Origin of the sequence: Oscillatoria sp. FACHB-1407 (assembly GCF_014697545.1) — a bacterium.
GTDB lineage: Bacteria > Cyanobacteriota > Cyanobacteriia > Elainellales > Elainellaceae > FACHB-1407.
On the sequence record NZ_JACJSA010000029.1, the window covers coordinates 41,774 to 63,966 of the forward strand.

Here is a 22,193-nt window from a genome sequence, read left to right on the forward strand (position 1 = left end):
GAATCTGGTGTCATACAAGAATATGTAGCTTCCTTAAAAATTATGCACCCGTTACCATTTTTCTAATATTAGGGAAGCATAAATATGATGTACGTCATATTTTGCCCAAATCCCTTGCAAAAGCCCTACTCAATCAAGCAGCCAGAAGCGGGTCGCTTCATCCGAGATCTGCGTCAATTGACCGGATTGACGCAGGAGCAGTTTGGGCTGCGGGTTGGGGTGTCTTATGAAACTGTAAGCCGATGGGAGAACGGAAGGATGCAGCCTTCCTCTCTAGCGTTCAGGCAGCTTCAGCAGTTAGCCCAGGAGTTTGGAGACACGGGTAAAGCTTTGTTAGAACGGTATACATCTGATCCCCTATCTCCAGGAGCGCCGTCGTATGGTTCGACTTGAGGACTTGGTTCGCGGCGCGACGGTTAAAGGGATTCTGCCGAATCACCATGTTGTCATCGTGGATGTGACCCAGCACAGTGATGATGTGATTGAACTGGTCTATAAGGATGCCAGTGGCAATTTGGGGAATGAACTGGTTTTACGCGATCGCGAACCCGACTTAGAAATTGTCACTACCGGACAGCCCTGGAGCTTTGATGGCGATGGAGCCATGCTGCGGTTGGTGTCAGAAGCTCACCGGATTCGACTGGCACATCTCTTTGATCCACTGCTGGCAGTTCATACCTCACTGGTGGAACCGCTGCCCCACCAGATCACAGCAGTTTATGGGGAAATGATTCCCCGGCAACCCCTACGGTTTTTGCTGGCAGATGACCCCGGAGCCGGAAAGACGATCATGGCAGGGTTGTTGATGCGAGAGTTGCTGATCCGGGGAGACTTACACCGTTGTTTGGTAGTTTGTCCTGGCAGCTTGGCGGCTCAGTGGCAGGATGAACTGTTTCAGAAATTCCACCTGCCATTTGAGATTTTGACGAACGATCGCATTGAAGCGGCTCGTACTGGGAATGCCTTCACCGAAATTCCCCTACTGATCGTGCGTCTGGATAAGCTGAGTCGTAATGATGACTTGCAGGCAAAGCTGGCACAGACCGATTGGGACTTGGTGATCTGCGACGAGGCGCATAAGATGTCAGCCTCGTTTTTTGGGGGTGAAGTCAAGGAGACGAAGCGGTACAAGCTGGGCAAGCTGCTGGGGGATGTCACTCGCCACCTCCTGTTGATGACGGCAACACCCCACAACGGGAAAGAGGAAGACTTTCAACTCTTCATGGCATTGCTGGATAGCGATCGCTTCGAGGGCAGGTTCCGAGGGGGCACTAACACAACCGACACTTCAGACCTGATGCGGCGGTTGGTGAAGGAAGACTTGCTCAAGTTTGACGACAAGCCCCTTTTCCCAGAACGCAAGGCTTATACCGTTGGCTATCGTCTTTCTGACCTGGAGCAGCAGCTTTACCACAAGGTCACGGAGTACGTGCGGGAGGAGTTCAATCGGGCGGATGCGCTGGAAAATAATGGGCGCAAGGGCACGGTTGGTTTTGCGTTGACTATCTTGCAACGACGGTTGGCATCCTCTCCAGAGGCAATCTATCAGTCGATCCATCGTCGTCGAGAGCGGTTGCAGAAACGGCTTCAGGAGGAAGAGGCATTCAAGCGGGGCTTAGGTGCCCAACTTGATTTTGGACGGACGATCGACCCGGAGGACTGGGAAGACGATTTTGATGATGTGCCAGAGGATGAGCGGGAGTCCACCGAAGAAGAAGTAGTGGACCAGGCGACGGCAGCACGGACGGTGGCTGAACTGCAAGCTGAAATTGAGCAGCTAAACCAGATTGAGCAGTTGGCTCTAAAGGTCAAGCGCAGCGGTAAGGATAAGAAGTGGGAGGAACTCTCTAATCTCCTGCAAAACGAGGCGGAGTTGTTTGACGCGCACGGACATCGCCGCAAGCTGGTTCTCTTTACTGAACACCGCGACACACTCAACTACCTTGCCGATCGCATCCGTACTTTAATCGGTCGCTCTGAAGCGGTCGTGATGATTCACGGCGGCATGGGACGCGAGCAGCGCAAGAAAGCGGAGGAGTCCTTCAAGCAAGATGTAACGGTTCAAGTGCTGCTGGCAACGGATGCTGCCGGGGAGGGGATTAACCTTCAACGAGCGCATTTGATGGTGAATTATGACTTGCCCTGGAACCCCAATCGGCTAGAGCAACGGTTTGGACGGATTCACCGGATTGGGCAAACGGAGGTCTGTCATCTCTGGAACCTGGTGGCAGAGGAAACCCGTGAGGGTGAGGTTTACCTGACGCTGCTGCGAAAGTTGGATCTAGAACAGAAAGCCTTGGGCGGCAAAGTCTTTGATGTGTTGGGCAAGGCGATCGCCGGGAAAGACCTGCGTGACCTCCTGATTGAAGCGATTCGTTATGGCGATCGCCCCGACATTCGGGCAAAGCTGAATCAGGTGGTGTCAGACCGTTTGGATCAGCAACGGTTGCGCGAACTCTTAGAAGAACGGGCATTGGCGCGAGACACGATGGATGCCTCCAGAGTGCAGCAGATTCGAGAAGATATGGATCGGGCAGAGGCACGGCGGCTCCAACCCCACTTTATTGCGGCATTTTTCCTGGAAGCGTTTGCCAATCTAGGCGGGACTGCCAAGCAGCGAGAACCCAAGCGGTATGAGATTACCCACGTCCCGGCAATCATTCGCAGTCAGGATCGGCAAATTGGAGTGAGGGAACCGATTCTGCGGAGTTATGAGCGGATTTGTTTTGAGAAGGGACTGATCAATGTTCCTGGTAAGCCACCCGCAGCCTTTGTCTGTCCGGGGCACCCTCTGCTGGAAGCGGTTACAGAAATCACCCTGGATCGGCATCGGGACTTGCTAAAGCAAGGAGCCGTTCTGGTCGATGAAAACGATTTTGGTGAGCAGGTCCGGGCGCTGGTTTACCTGGAGCATTCGATCCAGGATGCCAGTACCGACAGCAGCGGCAAGCGACGGGTAGTGTCGCGGCGGATGCAGTATGTGGAGATTGATGCAGAGGGCAACACTCAAAATGCCGGGTATGCGCCCTACCTCAATTACCGACCGTTGCGGGAAGAGGAGAAGCCATTCGTTGCCCCAGTGTTGGAGCAAGACTGGCTGAAGAATAACCTCGAACCCCAGGCAACCAAGTATGCGATCGCCCACTTGATGCCAGAGCATTTGCGGGAGGTGAAGCAGCGCAAGGAGGATCTGGTTGCCAAGACGATGAAAGCAGTCAAGGAGCGGCTGACCAAAGAGATCTATTACTGGGATCAGCAGGCGGAGCAACTGAAGCAACAGGAAGCGGCGGGGAAGGTCAATGCCAAGATTAATTCGGCTAAAGCCAGAACCAGAGCCGATGAATTGGAGTCTCGCCTTCAGCGACGGTTGACGGAATTGGAGCAGGAACGGAAGCTGTCTCCCTTGCCTCCAGTGGTGGTGGGCGGGGCATTGGTTATCCCGATCGGATTTTTGCAACGGGTGCAGGGTAAGCGGCAGTCGGAGGCTGACTTGTTTGCCAGGGAAACGAAGCGGGTTGAAATGCTGGCAATGCAGGCGGTGATGGCAGCAGAGCAGGCGTTGGGGCATGAACCGCGAGATGTGAGCCGAGAGAAGTGTGGCTACGACATCGAATCTCGTGTGCCGGGGACGGGGGAGCAGCCGAGTCGAGTCCGGTTTATTGAGGTGAAGGGACGGATCAAGGGAGCAGAGACGGTTACAGTCACCAAAAACGAAATTTTGACGGCATTGAATAAGCCAGAAAACTTTGTGCTGGCGTTGGTGCAGGTGCCTGAGTCGGCGGATTTTCCTGAAGGGGATGCGTTTAAGGTTTCGACTACGAAGGGGAGTTACAACGTGGGAGATAACGGTTGTGTAGTGCGGTATGTGGTCAACCCGTTCCAGAAGGAGCCAGACTTTAAGGCAGACAGCGTGAACTATAACTGGAAGGAGTTATGGAGTCAGGGAAGGGAGCCTGGTGGCATTGCATGAGGATACAGAGCATCTGTAAAGCAAAAGGAGGGTTGGCATGGTCGATCGCCAGTTGAATGAGCACGATATCCTGGTCTGCTGTGCGCTCCGGTTCGATGGATACGGTTATCAGAGCGATCACTCCTCTTTTGTGCCGCACAAGGCTGTGTCCGATTTTCTGGACACAGGACGATGGCAAGCATCTGATCTGGAATTATTGGCAAGTTTCTTCTTTCTGCAACGATCGTTATGCAAATGGGATTTGGTCTATGAGCCAATCGATGGCAAGTACTGGCAGTCGTTTCGATCGCTCTTTTTGCAGGTCAATGGTGCTGAGATTCCTCAGACCTACCAGCAACAGGAGTATTGCCAGCAGTGGAATAGAGGATTTCTTCCCCATCGAGATGAATGTGTAAGGCTTATCCGATCCGTGTATGAGAGGAACCAATCTACTAGAAACGCTGCCCTGTAATTTTTAATCCGCTACTTTATCGACAACCGTAATGACCTACCGCAAAAAGCTAATTGAAGTTGCCCTACCGCTCGAAGCGATCAACATGGAATCGGCGCGGGAGAAGTCGATTCGACATGGACATCCCAGTACGTTGCATCTGTGGTGGGCGCGGCGACCGTTGGCGGCTTGTCGGGCGGTGTTGTTCGCGTCGTTAGTGGATGATCCATCGAGCCATCCTGATAGGTTTCCGACTGAGGAAGCGCAGAATGCAGAGCGGCAGAGGCTTTTTGACATTCTGGGGCAGATTGTCACTGTTGAGGAAAAGGGTAAGACAAAACAGGTGGTACGGGGTTTAGTGTCCTGGGATGACATTAATAACCCGAATTCGGGGGTGTTGATCGCGGCACAGCGAGAGATTGCCCGCAGTATTGCCTGGAATCGGGGGGATGAGCCACCAACAGAGCCAGAAGCAGTACGACGTTATTTGGCTGAAAATGCACCTCCAGTTTATGACCCGTTTGCGGGAGGAGGTTCGATTCCTTTGGAGGCGCAGCGGTTAGGGTTAGAAGCTCATGCCAGTGATTTGAATCCAGTTGCAGTGCTGATTAATAAGGCTTTGATTGAGATTCCGCCGAAGTTTAAAGACAAACCTCCAGTCAATCCAGAGGCGCAGTCAAAGCTGAAATTGGGGCAATGGAAAGGGGCGCAGGGGTTAGCGGAGGATGTGCGCTATTACGGGAAATGGATGCGGGATGAGGCAGAGAGGCGAATCGGGCATCTGTACCCGAAAGTAAAGCTGCCAGCAGAGAAAGGAGGGGGCGAAGCATTAGTTATTGCATGGTTTTGGGCACGGACTGTTAAATGTTCTAATCCAGCTTGCGAGTGTCAGATTCCCCTAGCAAGATCCTTTGCATTATCAAAGAAGAGCGGGAGGGAATCTTGGGTGAAGCCTGTAGTTTCTCGACAAGAAAGAATTCCAACTATTAGCTTTGTTGTTGAAGATCATCAAGATGAGAGGTTCCCAAACGGAACTATGAGTCGTAAGGGAGCAATTTGTCCGTCTTGTGAATCTCCTGTATCACTTGAATACTTACGTTCTGAAGGAAAGTCAAAGCGAATTGGTATTCAGTTGATTGCAATAGCTGCGGAAGGTAGAAATGGAAGAATCTATCTGGAACCAAATAGTGAGCATGAGAAACTAGCGAAGCAAACTAACCCTACATGGATGCCTGAAACTGATCTTTCAGTACATCCTCAATATATGGGTACACCTCGATATGGACTAACTAAGCATTGTGATCTTTTTACTACACGACAACTAACATTTCTTAGTGAAATAACCTCGTTGATCAGTGAGGTAAAAGATAAAATCACTGCTGATTATTCCACAAATTACTCTGAACAACAAAACAATTCAAACATTCAGAGTTATGTGAATTCAGTTTTGACATATCTTGGTTTCTGCTTGAGCAATCTTCTAGATGATGATGTGACTCTATGTACCTGGAGAGCAACGCATGGAACAGGTGCAACGGGTCACGCATTTGCACGACAAGCAATATCAATGACTTGGGATTTCCCAGAAGCTAATCCATTTGCAAATGCTGCTGGAGATTTTGCTAGATCAGTTGAGGCGGTTGCCAAGTGCATAGAAACGTTTCCCAATTCAGCCATAGTAGGAAATATCAGTCAAGTTGATGCTGCAAATGATTCATTTTCAATCCAGAGATTGTCGGTTATTTCCACTGATCCACCGTATTACGATGCTGTACCTTATGCAGATTTATCTGATTTCTTCTACGTATGGCTACGTCACGCATTAAAAGACGTTCATCCCGACATCTTTAAAACTGTCTTGGTTCCTAAGAACCAAGAGTTAGTAGCTGATGAGTTTAGACTTGGCGGAGTTGAGAAGGCGAAAACATTTTTTGAACAAGGTCTTAGGAAAGTTTTTTCAAAAATTCGGGATAGCAGTGAAGCTAATTATCCATTCACTGTTTATTACGCTTTCAAGCAAACAGAGAGCGATGTTGATGTTGATTTAGATATTCAGAATCCACAGGATACATTTGCCTCAACTGGCTGGGAGACTATGTTGGAGGGGTTAATGAGTTCTGGTTTTTCGATTGTAGGAACGTGGCCTGTTCGCACGGAACGGAGCGCACGTAGCCGCAGTATAGGTTTTAATGCTCTTGCCTCTTCGATCGTTCTTGTCTGTCGCCCTCGTCCTGTTGATGCTCCCTCCACAACTCGCCGTCGTTTCGTAGACGAACTAAAATCTGAACTCCCTGACGCACTCAAAAAACTCCAGCAAGGCAACATCGCCCCAGTAGACCTGGCTCAAGCCAGCATTGGTCCCGGCATGGCAATCTTCTCCCGCTATGCCAAAGTGCTGGAATCAGACGGTTCACCCATGCGAGTACGCACTGCCCTGCAACTCATCAACCAGACCCTTGATGAATTCTTGGCTGAGCAGGAAGGCGAATTCGATACTGATACCCGTTGGGCACTGGCATGGTTTGAGCAATACCAATTCAACGAAGGGCAATTTGGCGACGCAGAAACCCTTTCCAAAGCCAAAAACACCAGCATCAAAGGCATGGCAGAAGCCGGAATCCTCACTGCCAAAGCCGGGAAAGTTCAACTCGTTCCCCGTGAAGCCCTACCAGCAAACTGGAATCCTGCCAAAGACAATCGAATTCCCGTTTGGGAAGCCACTCAGTATCTCATTCGGGCACTCGACCAGAACGGTGAAACGGGTGCGGCTCATCTACTAGCGCAATTGGGCAACTTAGGAGAAGTGGCGCGAGATCTCGCCTACCGCCTCTACAGCATTTGCGATCGTAAAGGGTGGACACAGGAGGCGATCGCCTACAACAGCCTGGTTATCTCCTGGTCTGAAATTGCCAGATTAGCATTGGAAAAATCAGCGACTCCCGCTCAACCTGTTCAAGGCAGTCTCGAATTCTAAACCCTGGAGGTAAACCTGATGCAACTCACTGTAGAACTACCGGATTCACTCGCAGAGCGGCTCAATGCCTACTTACAAGAACATCCTGAAGAAACGGTATTGAGTCTGATTCAAGAGGCGTTAGAGGTGAAGTTGATTCCGAAAGATAGCTCAGGACTCTTGGCGCTTGCCGGAATTGTTACCGAAGCTCCCCATAACGCCCGCGATCGAGCAGAGGACTACGAAAATTGAAACAGCTTGTGATTGATGCGGGTCCCTTAATTGGCTTGTTTTATGCCAAAGACACTGACCATGCTCAGTGTGTTGCTGGCTTTACTCAGCTAATTCAAGCCAAAACGGTTTTGTTGACCCCCATCCCGATCGTTTTCGAGGTTTACAAGTGGCTGCTACAGAGAACTAGCCCACAACAAGCCCAGAAAACACTTCAGGTCATGCAGGATAGCCTACACCTCATTCCTCTAGATTTGATACGCTACAAACCTTTGTGCTTGCCCTTCCACAATGGCAGGGAAGCTTGGAAGATGCCACGGTCATCACAACTGCATTACGCTACCGCTCTCCCGTTTGGACATTGAACTACAGAGATTTTGGCACGTTCAAAACTCTAGAGTTTTGGACTCCTGATTCTAACTAACCCTCACACCTTGTACTTATGTCTATCAGCAACCATGAACGAGTTGGTCGAGCTTTAAATCTCCTTAAAGAAGGTCTGTATTCCTACATTGAGCGCGAGATGAAAGCTGTTTATAGAGATAAATGGTTGCTGGCATCTGTCCCCCACATCGATCCAGACAATACCCTCCGCCGCAAGCCCGAAGACATTCTCAAAGAAGATGTCATGGCTCAACTCAAGCTGATGTGGGGCAAATGGGATGAGGTTTTCAAGCAAACATTGGGTCAGGCAGAGCGTACCCTCATTAGCGAACTTCGCAACACCCGTAACGCTTGGGCGCATGGCTCCACTTCTGTCTCCACCGAAGATGCCTACCGCGCCTTAGATAGCATTGTCCGCCTTCTCAATGCAGTTGGGGCAGCCGAACAATCCGATGTTGTAGAAAAACAACGCTATGAGTTAATGCGGCAACGCTTTGAAGAACAAGCTCGCCGGGAAACTCGCCGTGCTGCCGTTGCCCCAATGGAAGGAACCCCAACCGGAGGACTCAAGCCTTGGCGCGAGGTAGTGATGCCCCACCAGGACGTTGCTTCTGGGCGGTATCAACAAGCAGAATTCGCCGCTGACCTGTGGCAAGTGTTCCTAGACGAAGGATCAGACGAATACCGCGACCCCACCGAATTCTTCCGGCGTACCTACCTCACCGAAGGACTCAAGCAGCTTCTTACTGGGGCGTTACTGCGTTTGAGCGGCGACAAAGGCGATCCAGTCATCGAACTTCAGACTAACTTCGGTGGTGGCAAAACCCACGCCATGCTTGCCCTCTATCATCTGTTCTTTGGCGTTTCTGCCAACCAACTACCGGGACTGGAGCCTGTCTTTGAAGCGGCAAAAGTCCCCGAACCTCCCCAGGATGTCAAAACAGTGGTGCTGGTCGGCAATAAAATCTCCCCTGGGCAAACCCACACCAAAAAGGACGGCACGGTTGTTCGGACGCTCTGGGGTGAGATTGCATGGCAACTTGGCGGTAAAGAAGGCTACGAGATGGTGCGTCAAGCCGATGAAACCTCGACCAACCCCGGTGATACCCTCAAGCTGCTGTTCAACAAGTATTCCCCCTGCCTGATCCTGATTGATGAATGGGTGTCCTATGCCCGTCAGCTTCACTTCGAGAATGACCTGCCAGCAGGCAGCTTCGATACCCACTTCACCTTTGCCCAAACTCTCAGCGAGTCTGCCAAAAACGCCGATCGCACCTTACTGGTCGTCAGTATCCCCTCCTCTGATATCGAAATTGGAGGCGATCGCGGTCAAGATGCCTTAGATCGGCTCAAGAATGCGATCGGTCGAGTCGAGTCTCCCTGGCGACCCGCCAGTGCAGAAGAAAGCTTTGAGATTGTCCGTCGCAGATTATTCCAGCCGATTGACTCTAACTCCTACGTTGCCCGTGACGCGGTGATCCGCGCCTTCTACGAGATGTACCAATCCCAGGCAGCAGAGTTTCCGTCTGAATGCCGTGAAGCCAGCTACAAACGCCGTCTGGAAGAAGCCTATCCAATCCACCCGGAATTATTCGATCGTCTCTACTCTGACTGGTCAACCCTCGACAAATTCCAGCGGACTCGTGGCGTATTGCGGCTGATGGCAAAAGTCATCCATTCCCTCTGGGATCGAGGAGACAAGAACCTGCTGATTATGCCAGCCAGCGTCTCAATGGATGACGCGCAGGTACAGTCAGAACTGACCCGCTACCTGGATGACAACTGGGTGCCCGTGATTGAAAAAGATGTTGATGGCACGAACTCTCTGCCTGTCTCCCTCGACAACCAGAACCCAAACCTGGGACGTTACTCCGCCTGCCGCCGCGTCACCCGCACCATCTATCTTGGCTCTGCTCCCACGCTACGGGCAGCTAACCGGGGCTTACAGGATCGCCGCATTAAACTCGGTTGTGTGCAACCGGGAGAATCCGTCGCTACTTTTGGTGATGCCCTACGACGACTCACCGATCAGGCAAGCTACATCTACATTGATGGCGATCGCTACTGGATCTCAACCCAACCGAACGTCACCCGCATGGCGCAAGACCGGGCAACCCAGATCGAGGAAGACCCAGAGAAAATTTGGGAAGAAATTATCCGTCGCCTGAAGCTAGATAAACAGCGGGGAGAATTCGCTGGGGTGCATATCGCCCCAGACTCAACCGCAGACATTCCCGATGACGAATCAATGGGAGTGCGCTTGGTCGTTGTGGGACCGCAACATCCCCACATCAGCAAATCAAGCGATAGCCCTGCCCGCCAGCAGTGCGATCAGATTCTCACCACTAAAGGAGCCAGCCCCCGCTACTGCAAAAATCTCCTGCTGTTTCTGGTTCCCGATAAGTCCAAACTGGCACTACTAGAGCAAAACGTTTGTCAGTTCCTCGCGTGGGATTCGATCATGCGAGACAAGGAACTACTGAACCTTGACCCATTCCAGGGCAAGCAGGCAAACACGAAACGGGAGCAGACCAATGACCTGGTAGACAACCTCTTGAAAGAAGCCTACCAATGGATGCTCGTCCCCACTCACCGAGCTAATGCCAGCGATCCCAAACAACAGACCGATTGGACAGAAGTACGGCTCCAAGGGCAAGATTCCCCAGTGCTTCGAGCTAGCCGTAAGGCAGTCCATGAGGAATACCTGATTGTCACCTACGCCGCAAATCGCATTCGGATGGAGGCTCTCGATCCTTACCTATGGCGAGATTCTGACCATATCGATACAAAACGCTTGTGGTCATATCTGAGCAATTATCTATACCTCCCCCGTCTTAGTAACGAGCAGGTCTTACTGCAAGCGGTTCAACAAGGTGTAACAGCCCTCCTCTGGTCTGAAAACTTTGCCTACGCCACTGGCTGGGACGAAGCCAAAGGACGATATTTAGGACTAAAAGCCGGACCCAACGATCCCTTTACCGCGACCCTCAGTAGCCAGAATTTGCTCGTCAAACCAGAGGTCGCCCAACGACAACTGGATGCAGACGAAGCAGCTAGAAAACAGGCAGAAGATGAGAAGAAGAACCAGCCCGGTTCCGATCCGGGTGTAGACGGGAAGGGCGATCGCACCGATCCTTCTGGAGGTGGTATACCCCCTGTTATCCCCCCTCCCACCAAGCAAGTGAACCGCTTTTACGGAGCAGTCAAGGTCAACCCTACCCGATTAATCAAGGATGTAGGGCAGATTGCCGACGAAGTATTACAGCACCTCAGCAGCCTCAATGCTGATATTGAAGTGACTGTAGAAATCCAGGTTAAAACCCCTGACGGCGTTCCAGATGCGGTCATTCGCACTATCACTGAAAACTGCCGCACCCTCAAATTCACTAGTTACGAGTTTGAGGAGGACTAGAGGGTAATTCTTTTGTGAATACTCCTATAACCGGAAACTTTGTCCTTTAAGAGCATCAAAACTGTGATGAATTGATATGCCGAGAGTGGACTTTGGGAAAGGTTGGTCAAGACCCTATCGATTTACTGGTGGTAAGGACAACCCCGATGTCATTAGTCGTTGGGGTTGCAAAGACAAGTCAGGAATTTATCTGATTTCTGATGAAAGTGATTATGAAATCCTCTATGTAGGCAAAGCTGTCTCCATTGATACTCGCCTACAAGATCACATGGAGGCTAAGGGATACGGCAATGCTCGAATTGCTGCGGATGTTGCTAGTGGCAAAACCTTTACTTTGCGCTGGATAACGTCTAGAGATCCAGAACTTTCAGAGTCGATTGCCATTGTCGTTTTGACTCCCAGATACAACGGCAGATGTGAATGGAAGAGGGGGGTTGATAAGGTTGATCTATTTTCATGTTTACAGGAAGCTGAGCGGATTGGGCTAGTTGAATCTAAGGAAAAAGTAGAAGAAAACTTAATTATTAATCTCTGCAATGCCTTGGAGATTAGGATTGCTGAGATCCGTCAGAAGAAAAGTGCGCTTTGTAGTCAAGCTGAGGCTTTGAGCAACTCAACGAATTGGAAAGATGACGAAGAACGCCTGAAGAAGATGCAGGCTGAATGGAAAAAATTAGGGTTTGCGGGAAAATTTTTTGATGACGTAGCCTGGGGGCGCTTTAAACAAGCAATCGATACATTTTACGAACGCCGTAGAACTTATTTTGCCCGTAGAAAAAGTGAACTCTGTAGCCAAGCTGAGGCATTGAATAAATCAGATAAGTGGAAAGAAGCTGAGGAGGGTTTGAAGCAGTTACAGTTTGAGTGGAAGCAGCTAGGATCTGCGGGAAAAGAATTTGACGAGGCGATTTGGATCCGCTTTAAGAACGCCATTGATACGTTTTACCAACGCCGTAAAGCTTATTTTGCTCAGAAGGAGCGTGAGTATGAGGAAAATAAACGTAAGAAGGAGCAACTTTGCCGAGAAGCAGAATCCCTAACCTACTCTACTGACTGGAAAAAAGCTGGAGATACATTTAAGGCTTTAAGCGATCGCTGGAAATCAACAGGTTCCGCTGGTCGGGATCATGAGGAGAAACTTTGGCAGCGATTCAAGTCAGCCAGAGACAAGTTTAATGAACGGAGAAGCGAATATTTTAATCATCAAGAACGGGAGCAACTTGAAAATTTAGACCGTAAGCTCAGAATATGTGCAGAGGCTGAAAATCTCTCTTCTATCGGTGCAAGGATAGCAGGAGATATTCGAGACTCTGTTCAGCGCATAAAACAACTTCAAGCTGATTGGAAAACCATTGGTTATGTTCCTCGCGATCGACGGGAAGAGGTACAAACTCGCTTCCGTCAGGCTTGTGACAAAGTTTTTGAATGGGATCGTCAAGAGCGAGAGCGCAAACAAGCAGAGTGGCGCGAGAAGATGAAGGAAACCATCGCGAATAAAAAGGAACAGGCAAACCGTATTCGCGATTCCATTCAACATGATGAGCGGGTTATCGATGAGAAGCGGGACAAGATTTACAACTTACGTCCCGGTGGCAGAGCCTCTGAGATTAGAGAACATCTAGAGGAACAAATCCGAAGTATTCAGAACAAAATTGATTCTAAGTGGGAGAAGGTAAACACATTGGAGGCTGCAATTCGAGATATGGAAATTAAGATCTATGGGTTCTGACAAGGGGTTATCCATCATGGATTAACCCTGCCCGAAAATCACTTCAATATCCCGTGAGCCACGTAAAACACGGATTACATCGATCCCACCCTCGATCTCTCGGTAGAACACGACATAGTTGCCGATCGGAAAGCTTTGTAATCCCGGCAATAATTCATCCCGTCTCCTCCCCAACCCTGGATTACGCGCTAGCAGGTGCAGTTTTTCTTCAATCCGATCTAAAAACTCATCTGCCCGATCCATACTGTCGTCTGCAATATAATCCCAGATGTCCAGCAGGTCTAGTTCTGCAAGAGGACGTTTAACAACGATCGCCATTACTGCGGTTGCCTCTGACGACGGCGCTGCCGCGCTTTCTCTTTAACCTCCGGCATGTTTAAAAGGGTTGGCTCCCCACTATCCAAACCCGCCTGAATGTCCTGGCGTAACTCCTGCAACCGGAGTTGCTGAAGCTGCTCCCGCTCCTTCAGCAGGCGCAACCCCTCGCGGATTACTTCACTGGCAGAGTAATAGAGACCGCTGGAGACTTTCTCCTGGACAAACTGCTCTAGCTCCGGTGTTAAAGACACATTCACGCTTGAGTCCTCCTGTCACTTGGGCTTCTCTATTTTCGCCTTAATAACAGGGAATAGCAATCGTTGTTATTTCAGAGATTCAGATTTAAATCGGAAGTAGCAGGTACTAAGGTTGCTTGGCGGTCGATCAATGCCTGAAGCATGGAAAGCTGCTGTTCCAACTCAGCGATCGCCTCCCGCCTTTGAATTCTCGCTCTCCAGTCACGATACTTCTCGCTACTAGCCTTGCCCAGGTGCAGATTCTTGATATCGGGGTTCTTGCTACTGAGCTTGTAGTAAATATGCTCGCCTTTGGGAGCAGGGCTGATCCAGACATTGATGGGAGCCACACTGCCAGAGTCGCGGACGGTTTGGATGAGTTGAAGGAGGCGATCGTGCTCTGCTTCTAGATGAGGGCTGATCATTTTGTTCTGTCGATTTAGACGCAAATCGACAGAAATTTAGAGCATAACCCCGTTGGTTGCAACAATTGCGATGCTACCAAACCAATTTGGATTAAAAAAACAAAAAGTTGCAGTTTTAGATTTGTGAGTTATAGTTACTACTATAAAAATTCAAATTTTTGAGGTAGTAACTAGTGGTGAAGCTAGATATACCCGCTCTTGAACAAATTTCTGCTGGGCTAATTCAAGTTGCTCAACGACGAGGACAGCTTTACCCGTATCCTCAGAACCTGCAATTGGGGTACGACAAAGTGGTTCTAAGTTTCCTTCTAGGTGAGGAACCAGAGCGGGCACCGTCTAGTCTCCCAGACTTTTATCAGCAATGGTGTGAAAAGCCTTTCAGCGAGTGGAACGTAGAAGTTGATGCTGAAATTGACGTGGAAAACACACTACTGTTTTTTGGAGAACCAACCGAGATCACAATTGAGCTAGCAGAAGCATTTGGCGGGAGTGTATTTTCTCAGGAGCAGTCTAGGGTTGCATCCACCTTGCTCCAGCGTTGTCAGTCTCACTCCCAGGGAGTGCAACTCTACACCAAATTCCGAAGATTCATCATTGAGCATCCTGTTCTCACTGAGCAAGAGTTTGTGGAGGCAAAAGGGTTATTTGGACTTGGAGTGGGACTAGCTGATTTATTAGAGGAGTGTTATGAGCTAGCGCCTAGTTGTCACCAATGGCAAGGAAATTTCTATGCTTGCCCATACTGTCATGCTTTGACATCTGTAGCTTATGAGCAGGTTATTGCGAATCCAGATTGTAACCGATGTCCATCTGGGCGCAGGTTAAAACGAAAAGTCAAGCTGGACCCATCTATTTTGAAGCTTAGGCGGGGAATTGAACGTTTCTGGTTCTACCCAGGACGGGCAGAAGTTCGGCTCTACGAGAGATTTGTAGAGTTGGGTCTTGAAGTTGAGCTTTACCCATCTTGTGATTGCTATGACCTACGGGTCACATTTCCAGATGGTGAGGTTTGGGCGATCGATCTAAAAGATTATTCAAATCCCTATTTATTAGTGAAGCGTTTGGGTGACGAACCAATTCCTTCCAACCCAACTTGGGATCTTGGCTATATTGTCATTCCTAATGAGCGGAAGCGTGACCGTCCCGCCTATCTCAAAGAGCTGAAGTCCCGATGGCGGTGGCAGAATATCAAGCCGATGTTTGACGACGCTGTTTTTGCTTTAGCAAAGAAGAAGCTTAGTCCCCAAACTGCAGAATCGCCTCAAATATCCGACCGGGAGAGGAAGGTGAAGCATGAGAGAAACTAGAAGTTGGAGAGTGTCAGCTGCACAAACATTACGTAAGTCCAATTTACCGAAGGATCAAATTGAGGCGCTACTGGATGTGGAGCTTTGCTTATTTGCGGTTGAGAGATTGGGAGTACAGAATGATCTGGATACAGCAACTTCTGCATGGCTGCTGATTTCTAGTCGGTTCTATTTATTCCCCAAGTTAAACTTATTATTGGATACCACCGAAGCAAAACGAACTCTATTTAACTTAAGACAGCTGCTTCCTTACATTACGAACGAGGACATCGCGGAGCAGTTGGTACGGGTTTACCGACAAATTCCGTCAAAGTTTCGAGCTTATGAACTCGATGATGCCTATCGATTCTCCAGGAAACCAATGCCCTCTATTTGGGGTAATCGGTTTGAGCGCTTTGAGGATCTATTAGGCAATAAGTTGAAATATCGCAGCCGGGTAGTTAAGTATGCTGATCCTGGACAGGAATACCGATTCAAGTTTGAGGAGAACACCTATAGCGTCAAAATCCCGCAAGAATTGCCTGTGCGTCAAGGCAACGTGATATCACTACATCGGGAAAATGTTAAGCCTATCTCTGTAACTCGAAGGGAGATGCAGGACTCTGCACAGCTTCTGGATAAATGCTGCGGTAGCAACTACGTTGACCGATTGAACAATATCATCGTCGAGAACTTTCAGGGGATGGGATTTGCATCAACGGATGAGCTTGTGTTTGACGGTGTTAAACACATGGTTGGACTCCTTAATGCAGGTAAATCAACCTTGATGGAAATCCTGACGGTTGCGGTAGTACAAAAAGGACATCGGGTTGGTATTGTCCTGAGTGAGGTTGTAACTTGTCTCAGAATGGCAAGTTTGCTTAAAAAAGTTGGGTTACGAGTTTCCGTTGTGATGGGACAGCGAAACCGTAAATTGCACCTGGAAAATTGGCATAGTGTGGATGGAGGGTTAGATGGCTTTGAACATCTATCTACAGCCTGCCCACTAAGCCAGTACTTTCAACCTTCTGTACCCTCCTCACCCCCATGCTTTAACCTCAAGAAGATTGAGGAAGGGGAAGGTGATGACAAGGATGAAGAGGGAGAACGGATTTGTCCTTTAATTGGACAATGTCCCAGACACCGAGACGTCAATCAGCTTGCAAATGCCGATGTCATCCTAACGACAACAGCTGCTGCTATATTTACGCGACCACTGCCTCATGTTAGCCCGCAGTCGATTACCTGTTATGAATTGATGTATCGCACGTGCAATGTGGTTTTCTTCGATGAGTGTGATAAAACTCAGGCTAATTTAGATTCAACATTTCTTCCAGCTATCAAGTTGATTGCCCGTGGAAGTAATGGATTCCTCGATCAGGTTGTAACTTGGACTCGATCTCAAAAGCTTCGCAATTCTAGGAGTGATCTGCGGCAGATTGTTTTTGGACAATTCAATCATGCGTTGCAAAATGCTGATGCGCTGGTCGATAATATCTGCACTCAGTTACAAGTTTCACCTAATGAAAGTGAGTGGTTAGCAGAAAAGTTTTTTACCTGCTCATTCTTAGCAAGGAGTTTTGTTTTAGAGATTGCCAAAGCCGAAGGAATTGATACAGATTCAAATACCTTTATCCTGGACAAGAATTCTGTTTATCAGGAGTTAGCCGAGTTTCTGTTAGGAGACTGGAAAAGCTCTTGGTTAGCTGAGTATGCGATGCGGTTGGCAAATGAGAATTGGCAAGAACAACAGGCAACGATCGCAAGTATTGAGAAAGAACTCACGCAGAGGGGCTGGCTAAAAGCAGTTGAGGATAGGTGGGGTTTCAGTTGTCGATTTGCTTTATTTCTAAAGCTTGTACTTTTTGTTTCATTCTTTCAACAGTCCGTAAAAACCGCTTATGGACTGACAGAACAGACAGATGGTGCTGATGAAATTGTGTTCTTTAATCGAATTCCTCGTGATTTTTATGGGTTAACTCCAGGGTTGGCGTCAGGTTTAGTATGTGGATTTAAGCTTGAACAACAACAGGATCAGCTAACACTCTGGTATTTTCAGGCTCTTGGGCAGGGACGTTGGTTGTTGGAAAACTTTTCTCAAGTATTTGCTAACGAAGGAACTCAAGGTGCTCATGCTCTGTTATTAAGCGGAACGAGCTGGGCAGGGGAGAGTCCCATTTACAATGTTGATCTACCAGTTGACTACCTGTTACGTCCTAAAGAGCATCAAGCTACAGAAGCAGTCTCACAAAGCAATTTCTATTTCTCTCCATGCTACTGGCCTGATGGAAAGTCAGTGCGCGTTTCTGGAGTTAAAGATAAAGAAGATTCTTTACTGCAAGTCGTACGATCTCTGATGCGACAAACAGATATTTTACAGCGAGATTTTGATGCTCTGCCAGCAGGTCGCCAACGGCTAATTTGGTATGTCAACAGTTATGAACAGGTTGAATTCGTTCATAATGCCATACTGACGCTTGATACGAGTCGAGATTGGAGCCATCGTGTTGCAGCTTTGACTGCTCGATCACCTTTGGAAGACGTGGATGAATCGTTGATCGCTCGTGGCAATATTGAGAATTTTGCCAACACGAATCGAGCCATTTTGATTGCACCGATTGCAGCGATCGGGAGAGGCAAGAATATTTTGAACGATCAAGGATTGAGTGCCTTTGGGGGTGCCTACTTTTTAGTACGCCCTCATCCGGCTTCGGATGACCTTGATTATAAATTCCGCTTGGCACTTTGTGAGGAAAGAAAAGCAATCTTGGAAGAACGTGAAAAAGGTCTACGAGATGCGTGTGAATCTTGGCGCAGTGAGGGCTACAGCATCTTTCTAAAGAATCTCGACACAGTTCTACAGTATTCTAATCGGGGGATGCCCAAAGAGGTTAGGGAAGGACTGATTTGGACCCAAATGGTGCTTACTTGGCAAGCGATCGCCCGCACCATTCGTGGAAATCAACCGACCCTGATTCGGTTTATTGATGCTGCTTGGGCACCTAATCTTGCATTGGGTAAGCCTGAAACGGCTCAAGAGTCGTTATTGAAAGGCTTTGAATACGTCCTTCGCCCCTATTTATCAAAGACTAAGACTAGCTATAACGCTCGTGATTTAGCGTTAGTTCGGTCACTTTACGATCCCTTCTATCGCGCTTTGGAGAAAATTGATGGCTTATAAACACATTCAATTGATGGCTCTAACAGTACCAAATCAGTTGATATTACCATTCAATTTATATGCTCTTACAGTTCCTCAGCAATGGAAGGAGCTATTTACTCGACTGCAAAGACATAAGTTGGGAAAGAATTATGTTCTACCTCCTGTTGAGTCATTGAATCCTGTTATTCAACTGTTGTTTGAGGATATCCTTTTCTTTCAAAAAGGGGCATTTAAACTGGGCTGCAGCGTAAAGTGGCTTTATTGTAAAACCGATCAGATCCCTACTCAAAGAATCGCTGAAGTAATCAAAACATGGCTTAGGATTTCGTTTGAAAATTCCGACTTCCTGACGGATGAAGACGTTACGCAGATTCAGGCGATTTCTGGTGATGATCTCCGGTTTGAGCGAGTTTCTATACCGGATCCAATCTGGAGGATTGTAGACGGTAAGTTAGAAATTGATAATCTGTTTTATAGTTTGTTTCCCTATCTTTGTTCTTCTGCTGTTGCATCCGGTTCATTTTCTTTGATTAATCCCTCGACTGGAAATGTTTCTGAGGAAGTTATCTTCTACCCAAGTGCTTTAGAGGGAGAGCGAATTGATGAAGCAATTAGCTGGCCTCCTATTCCAGTTAAACGCCCTCGTAAAAGGAAGGGTAGCAATCAACAGGAAGAAGTTGTTCACTACTACTCATATTGTCTGAAATTTGCGTTGCACTATGATGCAGGTGGTTTTCCTTATCTAATTTGTGATGCTGGTATTAGGCGCTGGGTGAGTTGGCGATTGGGTTATCTTCCTTCTGCGACTAGTGTTTGTATTAAGCCTGTAGGTGCAACTCAATTTGCCGCTTGTAAGCTCCGGTATGCAGGCAAGGAAAGGGGGATTGAGTTTGAGAATAATTTAATTCGTCTTTTGCAAGAACTTAAGTATCGAGATCGCTTCGCTGTGGAAGATGTAATTGCAAGCCCTTACAAAAACAGTGAGCTTGTATGGGCGACTGTTTATAACAATCAGATGTCAACTTCTCACAATGTGAATCCTGGGTTCTTTCCCGTTGACATTGTGATGTTTCAACAAGCTTGCATCGAGCGATTTCAGCAAATTTTAGGGACAGAATTCTCCCTCTTAGAGCCGTATTCTCGGTGTTCTAATGATAAGTCCTTAAGGCAGGTAAGCTCTGCTTACAGTGAAGTCGAGAAATTTGTAAAATCTCACTTTGCCACAGTTGTAACTGCACCTCCATTCTATATTCCGCCTGATTTAAGGTTAGTTTTACTAGCACAGAGCCAAGAGGCAAAAGATTTAATTGTTCCCTTGGCTAAGAAGTATGGAATTACAGATGTGGAAATCTATGATTTGGGTGTTTTAGGAGCAGAATTACCTGGGACCTCTTGGAAAAATGAGTGTAGTGATAGAATCCGCAAGTTCCAACAATCTCTTCATGCTTCTTCTCCAAATCAGAAAACACTTACCCTAATTGAGATTCTGCCTAAGGAGATGTTTTGGCAGGATTCGAAAAAAGATCCAAAACCTTGCTTTCGTCCTGCCTTAGCCATGTTAGGTAGTGTTACCGACCACTTTGAGCCGAAAGCAGAAGATGACACTGAAGATTTCCTGAATCTAGAAACGTTGAGTACAGAAATAACTCGTCGTGAAAACAAGGCAGCTGATGAGTCAGAAGATAAATTTTTCAAAGCTCCGTCCCTCAAGAGCAATTTTGCTCATCGGGTCGAGAATACTCTTCTGACTGGTTTATCAATGGCAGGTGCTTATGTATATCCGAGTTTTGCTGCTGAAGATTTTCCAACTCATGTTGCAAGTGTAGGAGTTTATTTAATTCCGTTCTACTGCAGTGAAAGAACGGAATACCTTCCTGTTGCAGTATGTATGAGTGAGAGTGGAGTGACAGCTAAAGCCTATGGATGCAACGATTGGCTCGACTTTCATTCCTTCCAAATTCAAATGTGTACAGGCAAGATGTTTCAGCCTATCAAGTTGGACAAAAGTGCTATTCAGGCATGGGTGTTTAACAACTTATTTCAGGAAACGAAACAGCCAACCCTATTCTGCTTTGATGTAGCGAATTTACATACAAAAGGATTAAGCTTCCTGCAGAAGAAACAGTGGCAAAAGCACAGCCTTGCATTTGATGTGGGTCGGGAGTCAACACACGTTTCCCTGCGGAAGTACCCTTATGTTCGAATTGCATCAATCATTACTCCCTACACTTCACAAGTACCTCTATATCGAGCACTTAACAAGCGAGGTGAACTAGCTGGTCATACAGAAGGAGTGTTTTATCCTCCTTCGCAGGGAGATGAGTGTGGACATTATTACCTCAGCAATCAACGCCCCGATTCACGAAGTGGTGGCATCTTGCAGGAAAGCAAGCTGTTACCAATGGTTAAAACGAAAGGGAAAAATGTTGGACAGCCTAAGAAGCCAAAACCTCATGCTCAAGGGTACAACCCTCGTGGCATATTCCTGAATCTGACATTACAGGAGAACGATCGCTTTAGTGATTGGGCAAGTTTTGTTCAATGTTTACGGCTTTATGGGTTAATACACTACCTAGATGCCACAATTCTTCCTGCCCCTTTACATTTGGCTGCTGGACTCGATAATTATCGACCCATACATGCTCTTGGGAAACTATAAAGACTACCCCAATGACATTGTATTGATGCCTGCTTAGCAGACTTTGAGGTGGAACCTATCTGAAATAAACTTCTGTCGAAGCAACTTTTAATCGACAGAAGTCTACTGGCATGGCTTAACTATGAGGCTGACCCATAAGTTTTACTAAAGCCAGTTGAGTTGCCTGGAGCCATTTCACGGAGAAATCAGCATTTGAGGTTGATACATTAACTTATTACTATTTCCTAATGTAGAATTGGCTGAACCCCCGTACTGCTCAGCCTGTGAAAATCAACCGCCACGATCAAGCCAAGATCTTGCCAGCGCAAGAGATCGCTTGGCTGTTTGACGGAAAACTGGGGTTGGTTTCAAATCTGAAGCTATTTCGGCTGCTGGTTTGTTTTAGGGGAGTGAAAGGGATAGAGGCGATCGCCTCCCTGTCGTTGCTCTCTTATATAGAGGGGTTGCCGACTGAGCGAGATCGGGCGTTGTTTGGGATTTGTCTGTACACGACTGCGCGGGTCAATGAGGCATGTTCGCTGCATACCGCTGATGTGTATGGGACGGATGGGCGGGTGCGCGATCGCATTACCTTTCGGCGGGCAACAACCAAAGGGAAACAGGAGACGCGATCCGTTCCGGTGTCGCCAGAGTTAAGGAAATTGCTGGAAGGGTATCGGAGCGATCGTCCCTACCTCTTTCCAGGACGCTGGGGGCGAGGGCATATTTGCCCAGAGTCTGCCGATGCCATTTTACGGGCAGCCTTTAAGCGGTTGGGGATTGAGGGAGCCAGCACCCACAGCTTTCGTCGCACGGCAATCACTTGGATGCACAACGAACGAGTACCGATTAAGCATATTCAGTCGATCTCTGGACACAAGAGCCTGTCGGCGTTGCAGCGGTATATCGATGTGACGGAGAAAGACAAGGAAATGGCGATCGCGACACTCAGTTTTCGATCCTAAATTCAATTTCTGATTTACATACTGATTTAGCAGTGAGCGCGTTAACAACTGAC

The 22,193-nt window shown here is 48.1% G+C and carries 15 protein-coding genes; 12 read left to right on the plus strand and 3 right to left on the minus strand.

The features are described from left to right. Window positions 1-84 precede the first annotated feature (84 nt). The 8 genes from H6G89_RS30665 (at window position 85) to H6G89_RS30700 (ending at window position 13,109) form a co-directional block, all read left to right on the plus strand. Window positions 85-393 (plus strand): helix-turn-helix domain-containing protein, encoded by a 309-nt coding sequence (locus tag H6G89_RS30665; protein ID WP_242060195.1) that lies wholly within the window; start codon window positions 85-87, stop codon window positions 391-393. Beyond that, complete coding sequence (locus H6G89_RS30670) at window positions 380-3,970, plus strand: helicase-related protein (RefSeq protein ID WP_190513823.1); 3,591 nt, start codon at window positions 380-382, stop codon at window positions 3,968-3,970. Before H6G89_RS30665 ends, H6G89_RS30670 begins: the two co-directional genes overlap by 14 nt. A gap of 37 nt (window positions 3,971-4,007) precedes the next feature. Further along, a complete protein-coding gene (locus tag H6G89_RS30675) occupies window positions 4,008-4,421 on the plus strand; it encodes a hypothetical protein (RefSeq protein ID WP_190513824.1) in 414 nt (137 codons plus the stop codon). Between the two features lie 31 nt (window positions 4,422-4,452). Then, window positions 4,453-7,374, plus strand: a complete 2,922-nt coding sequence (locus tag H6G89_RS30680; protein ID WP_190513825.1) for a DUF1156 domain-containing protein — start codon at window positions 4,453-4,455, stop codon at window positions 7,372-7,374. Between the two features lie 18 nt (window positions 7,375-7,392). Then, window positions 7,393-7,605 carry a hypothetical protein gene (locus H6G89_RS30685; RefSeq protein ID WP_190513826.1) on the plus strand — a complete coding sequence of 71 codons (213 nt, stop codon included), beginning with the start codon at window positions 7,393-7,395 and terminating at the stop codon, window positions 7,603-7,605. Beyond that, window positions 7,602-7,949, plus strand: a complete 348-nt coding sequence (locus H6G89_RS30690; protein WP_199337025.1) for a hypothetical protein — start codon at window positions 7,602-7,604, stop codon at window positions 7,947-7,949. The genes H6G89_RS30685 and H6G89_RS30690 overlap by 4 nt, the downstream gene beginning before the upstream one ends. Before the next feature lie 77 nt (window positions 7,950-8,026). After that, entirely contained in the window at window positions 8,027-11,380 is a 3,354-nt protein-coding gene (locus H6G89_RS30695; RefSeq protein WP_190513827.1) for a Swt1 family HEPN domain-containing protein, read from the plus strand. A 76-nt stretch (window positions 11,381-11,456) separates the two neighbouring features. Continuing rightward, window positions 11,457-13,109 (plus strand): DUF349 domain-containing protein, encoded by a 1,653-nt coding sequence (locus H6G89_RS30700; RefSeq protein ID WP_190513828.1) that lies wholly within the window; start codon window positions 11,457-11,459, stop codon window positions 13,107-13,109. Window positions 13,110-13,130: 21 nt separating this feature from the next. Here the strand turns inward: H6G89_RS30700 and H6G89_RS30705 are convergent, their stop codons facing one another. The 3 genes from H6G89_RS30705 to H6G89_RS30715 all read right to left on the minus strand — a co-directional run bounded on the left by H6G89_RS30705 (window position 13,131) and on the right by H6G89_RS30715 (window position 14,088). Continuing rightward, window positions 13,131-13,427 carry a type II toxin-antitoxin system RelE/ParE family toxin gene (locus tag H6G89_RS30705; protein ID WP_190513829.1) on the minus strand — a complete coding sequence of 99 codons (297 nt, stop codon included), beginning with the start codon at window positions 13,425-13,427 and terminating at the stop codon, window positions 13,131-13,133. Beyond that, on the minus strand, window positions 13,427-13,684 hold the full coding sequence (locus H6G89_RS30710; protein ID WP_190513830.1) for a type II toxin-antitoxin system ParD family antitoxin: 258 nt from the start codon (window positions 13,682-13,684) through the stop codon (window positions 13,427-13,429). The genes H6G89_RS30705 and H6G89_RS30710 overlap by 1 nt, the downstream gene beginning before the upstream one ends. Window positions 13,685-13,755: 71 nt before the next feature. After that, window positions 13,756-14,088, minus strand: coding sequence for a hypothetical protein (locus H6G89_RS30715; protein WP_190513831.1), 333 nt, complete (start codon window positions 14,086-14,088; stop codon window positions 13,756-13,758). 176 nt (window positions 14,089-14,264) lie between these two features. Here H6G89_RS30715 and H6G89_RS36305 point away from each other — a divergent pair, with 176 nt between their 5' ends. The 4 genes from H6G89_RS36305 (at window position 14,265) to H6G89_RS30735 (ending at window position 22,140) form a co-directional block, all read left to right on the plus strand. Further along, a complete protein-coding gene (locus tag H6G89_RS36305) occupies window positions 14,265-15,395 on the plus strand; it encodes a restriction endonuclease-related protein (RefSeq protein ID WP_309230133.1) in 1,131 nt (376 codons plus the stop codon). A 10-nt stretch (window positions 15,396-15,405) separates the two neighbouring features. Then, window positions 15,406-18,555 (plus strand): hypothetical protein, encoded by a 3,150-nt coding sequence (locus H6G89_RS30725; RefSeq protein WP_190513833.1) that lies wholly within the window; start codon window positions 15,406-15,408, stop codon window positions 18,553-18,555. Then, entirely contained in the window at window positions 18,545-21,196 is a 2,652-nt protein-coding gene (locus H6G89_RS30730; RefSeq protein ID WP_190513834.1) for a pPIWI_RE module domain-containing protein, read from the plus strand. The genes H6G89_RS30725 and H6G89_RS30730 overlap by 11 nt, the downstream gene beginning before the upstream one ends. Window positions 21,197-21,459: 263 nt before the next feature. Then, window positions 21,460-22,140 carry a tyrosine-type recombinase/integrase gene (locus H6G89_RS30735; protein ID WP_309230132.1) on the plus strand — a complete coding sequence of 227 codons (681 nt, stop codon included), beginning with the start codon at window positions 21,460-21,462 and terminating at the stop codon, window positions 22,138-22,140. Window positions 22,141-22,193 lie beyond the last annotated feature (53 nt).